This is a genomic window from Tistrella arctica, assembly GCF_039630945.1.
GTDB lineage: Bacteria > Pseudomonadota > Alphaproteobacteria > Tistrellales > Tistrellaceae > Tistrella > Tistrella bauzanensis.
This window is the reverse complement of sequence record NZ_JBBKTV010000023.1, coordinates 31160-42136: the sequence shown is the minus strand read 5'-3', so window position 1 is coordinate 42136 and position 10977 is coordinate 31160. Positions and strand designations below refer to the sequence as shown.

Annotated in this window: 9 protein-coding genes; 1 reads left to right on the top strand and 8 read right to left on the bottom strand. The window is 59.3% G+C overall.

Annotated elements, in window-relative coordinates; genetic code table 11:
- Window positions 1–201: 201 nt before the first annotated feature.
- From WG924_RS27595 to WG924_RS27580, 4 genes are all read right to left on the bottom strand, one after another.
- Window positions 202–1899 carry a GmrSD restriction endonuclease domain-containing protein gene (locus tag WG924_RS27595; RefSeq protein WP_345936257.1) on the bottom strand — a complete coding sequence of 566 codons (1698 nt, stop codon included), beginning with the start codon at window positions 1897–1899 and terminating at the stop codon, window positions 202–204.
- A 4-nt stretch (window positions 1900–1903) separates the two neighbouring features.
- On the bottom strand, window positions 1904–2947 hold the full coding sequence (locus WG924_RS27590) for a hypothetical protein (protein WP_345936256.1): 1044 nt from the start codon (window positions 2945–2947) through the stop codon (window positions 1904–1906).
- A complete protein-coding gene (locus tag WG924_RS27585; protein WP_345936255.1) occupies window positions 2944–4197 on the bottom strand; it encodes an AAA family ATPase in 1254 nt (417 codons plus the stop codon). Before WG924_RS27585 ends, WG924_RS27590 begins: the two co-directional genes overlap by 4 nt.
- A 302-nt stretch (window positions 4198–4499) precedes the next feature.
- Window positions 4500–4850 carry a helix-turn-helix domain-containing protein gene (locus tag WG924_RS27580; RefSeq protein WP_345936254.1) on the bottom strand — a complete coding sequence of 117 codons (351 nt, stop codon included), beginning with the start codon at window positions 4848–4850 and terminating at the stop codon, window positions 4500–4502.
- A gap of 139 nt (window positions 4851–4989) precedes the next feature.
- On the opposite strand from WG924_RS27580, the gene WG924_RS27575 reads away from it, so the two are divergent.
- Window positions 4990–5541 carry a hypothetical protein gene (locus tag WG924_RS27575; RefSeq protein WP_345936252.1) on the top strand — a complete coding sequence of 184 codons (552 nt, stop codon included), beginning with the start codon at window positions 4990–4992 and terminating at the stop codon, window positions 5539–5541.
- 8 nt (window positions 5542–5549) lie between these two features.
- Here WG924_RS27575 and WG924_RS27570 read toward each other — a convergent pair whose 3' ends face one another.
- From WG924_RS27570 to WG924_RS27555, 4 genes are all read right to left on the bottom strand, one after another.
- The gene (locus WG924_RS27570; protein WP_345936251.1) at window positions 5550–6389 is read right to left on the bottom strand and encodes a phosphodiesterase; all 840 of its coding nucleotides are present in this window, start codon (window positions 6387–6389) and stop codon (window positions 5550–5552) included.
- A 22-nt stretch (window positions 6390–6411) separates the two neighbouring features.
- On the bottom strand, window positions 6412–8073 hold the full coding sequence (locus WG924_RS27565; protein ID WP_345936250.1) for an FAD-binding domain-containing protein: 1662 nt from the start codon (window positions 8071–8073) through the stop codon (window positions 6412–6414).
- 109 nt (window positions 8074–8182) lie between these two features.
- A complete protein-coding gene (locus WG924_RS27560; protein ID WP_345936249.1) occupies window positions 8183–9433 on the bottom strand; it encodes an SLC13 family permease in 1251 nt (416 codons plus the stop codon).
- Window positions 9434–9610: 177 nt separating this feature from the next.
- A complete protein-coding gene (locus WG924_RS27555; RefSeq protein ID WP_345936248.1) occupies window positions 9611–10975 on the bottom strand; it encodes a hypothetical protein in 1365 nt (454 codons plus the stop codon).
- Window positions 10976–10977: the final 2 nt, after the last annotated feature.

Sequence of the window (10977 nt, the reverse complement as noted above, 5' to 3'; positions counted from 1 at the left end):
AAGGCATCCTGAAACCCCAACCCAAGGAACAGAAGCGCACGACCCCGAAAGCCATCGCGGCGACCGCCGCTTAACCCGGCTCCCGAGGCGGAACTGTCAGGCGAATACCCTCTCTGTACATAAAGGGTGTGGCTTGGCTGGCCGTCTGAGCTTGCCTGCGGATGTGGTGCTTCAGGGGAATATTCTCTCTGTACATATCTGTTAAGCTCCAGAATCCCTTACAGCGTCACCGTAATCAAACTCGATCTCCGAAATATTCTTCTCGCCTACCCCAACAGAAAACAAAAATTCGTCCTCTACTTTCTTTATGGTTCGCGCTCTTTCTTCCAAAAACAAAGAAACATTCCCATCCCGCAGCGCGGTAATTGCGTTTCCTTCAATAAAATGTGATTTACATATTCTTTCTTGATCCGAATCAGGAATGTCGATGAACATAGTTCTGGCGCGACGCCCATAGCCTCTCGGCAGAATAACGCGATTAGCTGGATCTGAAACATGGGCAGGGATAGCATTCGGGAAAAAATATGGAATATCACGCGCTACTTCATCTTCAAATACTGAAAAAGCATCAAAGTTCCGTCTAGTTTTTGGATCAATCTGCTCTCTTGAAAGAATTTGCACCACAAGAGAAGCTCGAATACGTGCACTGCGTCGATCAAAGCTTCTTGGCATATTCCGAAGAGGGCGATCAGAGAAGAATTCAAAAAAACTCGCATCATCTTCGGAGTCAAAAGAAGCAATATCTCGTATTTTTTCGGCAGAACGCCTCAAGTCAGTCGTGTTTGCACCGGCAAACCAGCCGTTAAACGATGTAATCCAAAACCACTTTTTTAATAAAGAGGCAGGTCTATTGCCATCTAAACCCGCACGCGTCCGTTCCTGGAAGTAGAAAGAAATCATGATAAGCTGTGATGCATAAGGAAGCAGCCTACCGGACTTCAATCCGACTTCCTCTTGCAGAAATTTCGCAGCAGATATGAGTGATGACATTGCCAATTTTGCAGCTGGATCCAGTTTAGAAGCAGAATTTCGATCAACTATTCTCTCATAGGCGGGCTTTGTAAAATTTAAATCTGCGGCATATAATATAGCCTGCAATATTGACTTTCGTTCCGTGTTACCAAACCCATATTGGCTAAGTTCATCGATAATTTTATCAATTTCGATAGATAGATCAAATGCGCCCTCAGTCTGCTCTCTGAAGGACAGAGCCGAAACCATCTGATCCGGAGTCATATCACGTCCACGTTGATTGACTCGCGCAAATATATTAACAGCATCATCCATTGATGTTGATTTCATAACTGTAGCTGGTATACTATAGTCTCGAATTTTTCTATTCAATTGATCGGCTCTATCTAAATACAGGTCGATTTTTTCATCCGAAATTTTACTCGCCAGACTTCTTGTTAGTCGCGCAAAATCTACTGTCTTGATAACTTTGTTAAGTGGAATAATATGACTCTCAGCTTGTGACGATTTCTTTTTAAAATGAACAAACTCTTCACGTTCTAAATCATACCCGATCCACCACCGCCAATCATCTATTGTTTCAGAAGGATGGGTGTCAGGCAGAGCCAAAACTCCCACTAATGTCGCCAACCTTTGATGACCGTCAACAACATAGCTAGCGCTTCGCACGGAAGAGGACCGCCGATCGATTGGTCCAATCTTCTGTAGACTCGAAATATCATCCCTATCCGTCTCCCATATCAGTAACGAACCAATGGGATAGCCATGGTAAATGCTATCAAAGAGCTGAATCATATCATCTGGCGTCCAGACATACGGTCTTTGAAATCTGGGAATCCTAATCTCCCCAGAAGATGCTTTATCTATAAGATCGTATACAGGAATTATTTGCGGTGTCGTCTTCGAAACTTCTTCACTCGAAGCCATATCCTCAGATACTCCTCATGACATCATCCAGTATTTCGTCTATTTCCTTATTCATGCCCGGCAGGGGTAAAATAGTCTTCCCAGGCTCTGGGCGGTGCTCAAGCTTAGTGTATATGGTAGAAAGTGCACTACCAAAGCCTTTGCACAAAAGCTCCCAATCTTGGACTGAAACGTTCTTGTATAATATCTTCCGCTCCTTATGCACATGGGGGCTCTTTTGAAATTCCTCCAAGGAAGGATTTGCAGTGCTCACAAGAGCAAAGCCTTTTTTTAAGTTAAAATGCCGCATTTGTGAAACAGACATGTTAAAATATGCATGTACTTTTGCTTTATCCACATGATCTGAATAATAATTTAACATACTTACTTTTGGTAAAAAATTCTCAATACTTCTAGCGCTAAGCTGCCGAACCCATGCTGTGTGTGGCTCACATTTTAACCGTATGGTGGCATTCGGATCATCCCCTTCGTACGATGAATCACTGTCCAGCAATATGCCACACCATAGCCGTCGTGCATGTGTGTAATCATTATCAGATCGGGGCCAGACTCCTGTAGATAGAACCTTTGCTGACCTCTCCAACTCGCTTTTCCCCCCAGCATGACGAAATTGAAACAGCCGATCTCGATAGGCAGAGATGAACCGCTGATTATTACGAACTTTTGCCATCCATAAAATAAAAGAACCGTCAAACCACTCATTCTCCACAATGACGGAAAATGGCTGCGCCAGGAAAATAAGTGCCTCCACCGGGCGAATGGAAGTCGTTCTCCTAGAAAAATCTACCACTCCCCCTACTGCAGCATTTTTATCTATTATTACTGTCGTCGAGCTAATCGTTCTAGAAAATGATGTAGATCGTGCGCTCAAAGTCAAAAATTCTCGCACTCTGTTATTCAAATTTTTTACCCAGTTGCTGGATAGAATTACGCCAAGATAATCAGGGTCAATAACATGCCTCCTTTCCTCAACAAATAACAAGATAACATTAAATATCACATATAGATCAGGATCACGAAGCGTCTCTTCTGTTATTCTAATTTTCAATTTTCGTGCTCCCTAACAGCTTTTCGTATTGCAGCTATATCATTGAAACTTTCTTCAAATACTCCGCTTGGCCAATCATCTGGATCACCAGACTTATCAAAATGAATTTCTTTAATAGTAGAATTACTAATGTTCTCGCCAGATCCGTGCCCAACTGACCAAAGCACCACATTCTTAGGATCCAATCCTTCAGCGATCCTGCGTCGGATGCGCATAATGATCTGCTCAGAGTGGGTCTCAATCAAAATGGGGCCGCTATGGTTCATGGCCTCAATAAATAAATCCGCAAGGTTTCCATGGGCTGCTGGATGCAAATGCAGTTCTGGCTGCTCTACGATGAAGGCACTCTTTAGATCCCGCCTCCTTTTTGAAAGGTAAGCCTGAACAACAATAGGCAATACCTGAGAGAAACCTGCTCCCGTGTCCGATAAGTTAATACCGAAATCTCCATCGCTTTCTTGCACAAGTATCTTGAAATAATTTCCGCACTTCTCCAATCGGATCTTACAACCCATCGCACGTTCAAACCAAGCACTTACGTCATCGATTAATCTTCCGTGCCCCCGCATCAAATCATCTGCTAAAATTTCTACGGTCATTTCACCTTGCGCACCTAAGAAGTTTATTCCCTGTCGCGGACTACCTATAAAATGACCAACTTCCGTTCTAAAAGGCCCCAAGTATGATGCCTGTGGAAATGAAGATATTATCTTTTCTTCAATTTTTTTCCACTGGCTCCATCCATCACCCTCAACTACTGGAAGAAATCCTGAAAATCCCGCCACCCCGCAATCGCGCCCGCAATTACCACTTGATCTATACTTTGGACGGTTCTTGATAAGCTGCTCATCATCGCAAAGCGCTATCTCGACCTCACGACGCCCATCGATATCCACCTGGAAACTATCTACAATAATTCCAGAGCGCTCCTTGACGTATCTAAATGTAACTTCAATACTGGTTTTTCCTGTCACGTCGTCAAATTCAATTCCAAGAACGAATGGTAATGCAGACTTCATATATGGTATATCTTCGTAATCAACTGCATGGCGAACCCCACCTGCACCAATATTAATTGGTTCGTTTATTTTTCCAAAGTGCAAGCCCTCGGATATAATTAACGGCAATCTGGAAATAACACTCTTTCCACTTCCATTTTTTCCAATAAGAATAGTGATTGGCCTAATTCCCAATCTTGTTTTCTCTCTAATCGACCTATATCTACTGATACTGATGGCGGACAAATTCATAGGATTGACCTTATCAAGCTACGAAAGCGGATAATCGGTTTTCTTCTCAACCCTCCGATCATAGCCATCAGGCAGCGAGGGCAACAGCGTCAAAGATACTGATCTCGCGCTCATTACAACTGATCGGACAGGTCGAAGGAGGCATCGGACGGACGGCAGCCGGGGCAATTCGATCTTCAGGAGCCTTGCACAGAACTGAGCGAGAGCAACGATCTTCTGGAAAGGTTGTTAGCAGTGGTAGAATTCGAGGTGTTCCCCAACTCGCTGAACGCGGCGCTGAGGCGCAATGACCGCTCCATGCGTCACACAGAAGACGACCGCCGCCTCTCCAACACCCCCACAATCCCCGCCAGCAACTCCACATCCTCTTCCGGCAGCAGTTTCACCCCGTTCAGCACCTTGATGGCGCTCTCGGACAGGGCGGGGGTTTCCCCCTCTCCGGGGTCGATGTCGGTGAAGAAATCGGCGATCTGGACGTTGAGGACGTGCGCGAGCTTTTCCAGGGTGCGAACGCTGGTGACCACCCTGCCGCGTTCGAAATTCGAGATGGTTTCGACGTTCTTGTACATGAGCTGGGCAAGCTGCGCCTGCGTCAGGCCGCGGGCTTCGCGGAACGCTTTGATGCGGGTGCCGATGTAATTGCCGATGTCCATGGCCCGATCCTGCGGAGAAAGGCCGGACCTGACTACCTGCGTAATAATCGGTTCTTCTTACTAAGCCTAATTTTATGATATGCCCTGGATACGGATTGCTGATCGCACGCCGATCAACCCTTGGGCATGGAGACAACGCATGGCGACAGGATGGAGCCGGTGGGGCCTGTCATTGCGGCGCTTTGGGCGCGTTGGCCGGTTGCTGGTGGCAGTGGCGGCCAGCACCACCACCCTGCTCGCCCCCACCCCCGCCCCGGCCGCGTGGCAGCGGCTGCCGCCCGAACTTGTGCCGCGCGCGGGTGGGGGTGCGGCGGCGCGGGGGGTGTATCCGGTGTTCTATCTGGCGTCGGAGAGCGGGTTGAGCGCGCTGGTCGCCACCTGCGGGGATGATGGCGGGCCCGAGATGTTCTGGCTGGCGGCGGGGGCCGAGGCGGTGCCCGAGGGGGTGGCGGCGCTGGAGGTGGTGTGGCGGGTGGGCGATCGGCAACCGCAGGCCGGGGTGTGGTGGGTTGGACACACGCGGCGGATGCTGGTGCCCGAGGGCGGCTGGGCCTTGTTCGAACGGCTGGCCGGCGAGGCGCTGTTCGAGGTCGACAGCCGGTTCCTGTTTCCGGCCCGCGAGCGGTTCGACATTGCCGCCACCGCCGGGGTCGTCACCGATCTGGTCACCGCCTGCCCTGCGGGTGGCTGACGCGGCCCTCAGGCGAAGGGCATCGGCCCCGGGAAATCGCCGATCGGCAGCACATGGCTGATCAGGCCGGTATCGGGGCGCCACTGGTGCAGCAGCATCGCCGGCGGCTCGACATAGGATGCCGCCTCCGCCGCCGGATCCAGCCGCAGCGCGATGGCGGTGGTGGTGCTGGGCGCCGTGCACAGCAGGGTGCCGCCAAACCGCAGTTGCATGGCCCGGTGAATATGACCGCAGGTGATCCGCTCCACCGACGGATAGCCGGCAACGATCGCGGCCAGACGGTCGCCGCGCCGGCAGTGATAGGCGTCGATATAGGGAATGCCGCTGTCGAAGGGCGGATGGTGGATCATGATCAGGGTCGGGCGGGCGGGATCGGCGGCCAGTGTCCGGGTCAGCCAGGCCGCCGCCGCGTCGTCGATATCGCCGTGATGCCGGCCGGGGACGGTGACATCCAGCCCGATGATCCGCACCGGCCCGAACCCATCCGCCACCAGATGCAGCGGCGCGTCCATCGGCCGGCCACCGACGCCGCCAGCGCCCGAGCCATCGCCAGCGCCAAGGGCCTCCATCCCACTGAAACACCGGCGGAAGGCCGCGCGCTCATCATGATTGCCGGGAATGGCCAGCAGCGGCATGGCCAGCGCGTCCAGCATGTCGCGCGCCATGGCATAGGCCTCGGGCGTGCCGTCATCGGTGACGTCACCGGTCAACAGCACCACATCGGGGCGCGGCGCCAGCCGGTTCAGATGCCGGATCGCCGCCGCGAACATCGCGTTCGAATCGACCAGCCCCTGATAGAGCTGGCCGCGCGGGCGGATATGCGGGTCCGAGATCTGGGCGATCAGCATGGCTCATATCCTTGACGCGGTATCAGAAATCGAACCCAAGCTGGCGCGGATCGGTCTTGCGGCGACGGGTGGCGGGTTTTGCAGGGCTGGCCTTCGCCGGGCTGAGTTTTGTCGGGTTGGGCTCTGGTTGCGGACGGGCGCCGGCCGGGCGTGGTTTGCGGGTGCCGGGGGCCGTGGCCGGGATCAGGTCGGGGCTGTCGGTGATGCCGTGCAGGGCCCGGCTCAGGCGGTCACGCGCCGCGCGGGCCGCCGCCAGCGGGTCGGCGATCGGGGCCGGATAGTCGCGGCCGAGGGTGATACCGGCCTCGGTCAGCACGCTCGGCGGTGCCGTCCAGGGCGCGTGGATGAACGGCGCCGGCAGGCGGGCCAGGGCCGGCAGCATGGCGCGGATGAAGCCGCCATCCGGATCCTGCACCTCCGATTGCCGCACCGGGTTCACCATGCGGAAGGCATGGCTGCCGGTGGTGCCGGCCTGCATCTGGGCCTGCGCCCAGTGGATGCCCGGTTCGTAATCCACGAAGCACCGGGCCAGCACCGTGCCTGCGGGCCGGAAATCCAGCCACAGATGATAGCTTGCCACCGCCATCAGCATGGCGCGCATCCGGAAGCTGAGCCAGCCATCGCGGGCCAGCGCCCGCATGCAGGCATCGACCATCGGCCAGCCGGTCTCCCCCCGGCTCCAGGCGTCGAGGTGCCCAGCTTCCGCGTCACGCAGCCCGGCATCGGTGTCACGCAAACCATCGAAGGCCGGGTCGAGGGTGACATGCGGGCAATCGGGGCGGGCTTCCAGGCCCTGGATCATCCGGCCGCGCCAGCGCAGGCGGTCGGTGAAGGCATCGATCGCCTTCAGCCGGTCGCCGGTGATCGCGGGCGGCAGGTCGCGCAATTCGTCGCGGCGCCGCACCGCCGCCGCCATCACCTCACGCGTCGACAGCGTGCCCCAGGCCAGATGCGGGCTCAACCGCGAACAGGCATCGCCCGCCGTTGTCGGCGAGGCCATGCCCCGGCGATAGCGCAGCAGCCGGCGGTCGAAGAACCGCTGCATCGCCGCCTCGCCCGCCCGCCGGCCACCCGACTGACGACCGGGGCAGATATCGGGCACCCGGCCGATCAACCGGTCGAGGGTGTCAGGGATCGGGCCGGGCTCAATACCGGCACCGGGCGACATGGTGGCAGGCGGAATGGCCACGGGTGATGCCGCCGGCGCCACAGCCATGATCCGCGACCAGCGCGCGACCCAGCCCGCGCCATCGGCGGCGCCGCGCAGCACGCCGTCATGGCCGGTCTCGATCCAGGGAATGCCACGGTCGCGCGCCCAGGCGGCGACGGCGGCATCCCGCCCCCAGCTCCAGGCGGTGCCGGTTTCGCGATGCGACCACAGGCCGGCGATGCCCTGCGCCCGGTGGATCGCCGCCAGCACATTGACCACAGGCCCCGCGCGCAGCACCAGCAGCTGGCCGCGCGCCGCCAGATCGCGGCGCAGATCAGCGAGCGACTCGCGCACGAAGCCCCATTGCCGGCCGCTCATATCACAGCGTCGCCACAGATCCGGCTCCAGAATATACAGCGGCAGCACACCACGGCCGGCCTCACGCGCAGCCGCCACCGCCGCCAGCAGCGGCGCGTGATCGGCGCTGCGCAGGTCGCGTTTGAACCAGACGATGTGCAGTCCGGAGGTCGTCATGCCTGCCTGCCGATGCCGGAGCGGGCCTCAACCGCCCGCGCGGGGTGTTGAGGATAACGCCTGCGTCACGGGATGCCAGAGCCGCCACGCGCAAGGCCGCGACCGACGCTCAGAGCGGCAATCCGCCGATGCCCCAGAACCACAGCACGGCCATGATCATGCCGGCCAGGGTCATCGGCATGCCGGCGCGGGCATGGGCGCCGAAGCCGATCACCACCCCCGCCTGCCGGGCGCGTTCAACCGCGATGATATTGGCCAGACTGCCAACCACCAGCAGATTGCCGGCCAGCGTCGCCAGCACCGCCAGCGCCGTCAACGCCAGCGGCGGCCAGTCGGGCACCACCGCCAGCAGCAGCATCACCAGCGGCACATTGCCGATGGTGTTCGATCCGGCCAGGGTCAGCGGCGCCATCACCGCCAGCCGGCCGGGGGCGATGCCATGAGCAGCCAGGGCATCCAGCGCCACGCCCGGCAATCCCGTCTGCGCGAAGGCCGCCGTCACCACGAACAGGCCGGCGAACAGCAGCAGCAGCGACCAGTCGACCTCGGCCAGCAGGCGCCGGGTTTCGATCCGCCGGCTGATCAGCAGCGCCGCCGCGATCGCCACCGCCGCCTCGACATGATCGAGCGGGGTTGAAAAGGCGATCAGCAAGGCCGCCAGCGCCACCGCCGCCTTGATCAGCGCCGCCCGGTCTCGGATGGCACTGGTGCCGGCTATCCCGGCCGATGATGACGACACGCCCTCCGCGGCCACCAGCCACCAATGCCGCCGCCACACCGCCCAGATCGCCAGATGCACCGCCACCAGCCCGGCCAGCGCCGGCAGAGCCGCCACCAGCGCATAGCCCCAGAAATCCAGCCCGCCCAACTGGCCGATCAGGATGTTCTGCGGGTTGCCGATCAGGGTGGCGGCCGATCCGGCATTGGCGCCGCCGGCCAGCGCCAGCACGAAGGGGCGCGGGTCCAGCCCCCGGCCGCGCACGCCCTGGGCCAACGGGATCGCCAGCGCGAACACGACCACGTCATTCGACAACGCCGCCGACAACAGCCCCGCCGCCATCACCACCAGGGCCAGCAGCGTGACCGGCCCCACCCGCCCGGCGGCAAGCCGGCCGGCGGCGGCGTCATAGAACCCCGACAGGGCGAACTGCGCCGACAGGATCATCAGCGCGAACAGCAGGATCAGCGTCGGCCAGTCGATCGCGGCCAGCGCCTGACCGGGCGTCATGGCACCGCTCACCACCATCAGCAGGGCGCCGATGATGGCAATGCCGGTGCGGTCGACCACCAGCCCCGGCCAGCGCCCGGCCGCCATCCCGGCATAGACCGCGAGGAAAACCGACAGAACCACCCAGGTCATCGATGGCACCGGTTCATGGATGGCACCGGCGGGCGGCACATGGCCGGCGACAGGCAGACCGGATCATGACGGACACCGTTTCGCAAAGGCGGCGGCATCATGCCGCCGCCGCCTCTGTCATCCCGCGCCGGCCGGCGCGGCGTCAATCCGAAAAGCGGCCCACCAGATCCAGGGGCCTCAGATCCGCTCGAAGGTCACGAAGGGCGACAGCAGCGAGATCAGGAAGGCGCCGGCGCCCAGCAAGGGCGGGCGATCCTGCAACAGCCGGTCGCGATCGGCCAGGGCCTGAAGATCGATCCGCGCCGAGGCGCCGGGGCTGATCGCATCGGCCACCCATCCCGCCAGCAGGCCGTTGCCGACCGCGTTCAGATGCAGATTGTCGAGGCCATACAGGCTGGAGGTCTCGTCATCCAGGATCAGATTGGCCAGCGACAGATCCTGGCCCTTCACCCGCACCGACACCGCATGGGCGGCATCGCCCCGGTGTTTCCGGTCGACCTCCGCCATCCGCGCCGCCAGATCGACCACCACCAGCCGCTCGCCCGCCTGCCCCAACCCCGCACGAAACGCGTCGGCGGCGGCGGCCGACAGCACCGCCGCCTGCTCGTCCAGTTCCGCCACGTCGCGGCCGGTCATGTCGCCACGCCCGGCCAGATAGCCGACATAGCGCCGCCAATAGCCCTTGGCCTTGGGGTCGCGGCCGGGTTCCTGATCATCCGGCCATTTGGCGCGCGGCCGCAGATTGGCGACGGCACTTGGTTTGGACAGGCCGTTCAGCACGATCTGGTCGGTATCGGCCAAAGCCGGCGCCAGCGCCTCGCCCAGCGCCCGCATCCGGTCGGGCAGTTTGGCCATCTTGCGATCGAAGACATTGATCCGCTTGCCGGCCATGATGGTCGCGGTCAGCCCGTCATTCTGACCGATGCTGACCAGCAGCCGCCGTGGCCGGCGGATATCCACCCAGTCGGTCTGGGTCAGCCCGTCAAGCTCGGGCAACCCATGCGGGTTCAGCAGATGGGCGGTGTTGATGCCCATATGCATCTCGACCAGCTCATCGCCCGGCAGGCCCGATGCGGCGCGGAACCGCTTCAGCGCGCCCGCGAACATTCGCCGGGCGGCGGTGGCGCTGCCACGCTTCGGATCGATCAGATCGTCGACCTCGGCGCCGGCGACCGCGATGTTGTCGAACAGCGCCGGGCCGGCAGGGCTGCGGGCGCCCTCGGTCAGCAGATCGGCTTCCCAGGCGGCGACAGTCTCAAGAATGCGCGCGCGCAGGCCGGCGACATTCACCGCCGATTGCGCCAGATCGCGATAGGCCTGTTCCAGATCGCCCATCACCACCCGCGGATAGCACGCCGGCTGAAAGGTTTCTCCCAGCGCCGCCGCGACCAGCACCGGCGGCGCCAGTTGCGCCTTGTCGTCATCGATGGTGGCCGACCGCATGCCGTTATAGAACCCGTCGCCGATCGCCATCAGGGCGGGGGCTGGCGGGTTGCCGATCCGGTCGCGAATTGCGGCGCGTGCCGCCGTCTCCAGAACCATGG

What these genes read in the sequence shown, in the direction of transcription:
- WG924_RS27570 (WP_345936251.1), bottom strand. Translation starts at nt 6,389, where the DNA reads ATGCTGATCGCCCAGATCTCGGACCCGCATATCCGCCCGCGCGGCCAG.
- WG924_RS27585 (WP_345936255.1), bottom strand. Translation starts at nt 4,197, where the DNA reads ATGAATTTGTCCGCCATCAGTATCAGTAGATATAGGTCGATTAGAGAG.
- WG924_RS27575 (WP_345936252.1), top strand. Translation starts at nt 4,990, where the DNA reads ATGGCGACAGGATGGAGCCGGTGGGGCCTGTCATTGCGGCGCTTTGGG.
- WG924_RS27560 (WP_345936249.1), bottom strand. Translation starts at nt 9,433, where the DNA reads ATGACCTGGGTGGTTCTGTCGGTTTTCCTCGCGGTCTATGCCGGGATG.
- WG924_RS27565 (WP_345936250.1), bottom strand. Translation starts at nt 8,073, where the DNA reads ATGACGACCTCCGGACTGCACATCGTCTGGTTCAAACGCGACCTGCGC.
- WG924_RS27595 (WP_345936257.1), bottom strand. Translation starts at nt 1,899, where the DNA reads ATGGCTTCGAGTGAAGAAGTTTCGAAGACGACACCGCAAATAATTCCT.
- WG924_RS27555 (WP_345936248.1), bottom strand. Translation starts at nt 10,975, where the DNA reads ATGGTTCTGGAGACGGCGGCACGCGCCGCAATTCGCGACCGGATCGGC.
- WG924_RS27580 (WP_345936254.1), bottom strand. Translation starts at nt 4,850, where the DNA reads ATGGACATCGGCAATTACATCGGCACCCGCATCAAAGCGTTCCGCGAA.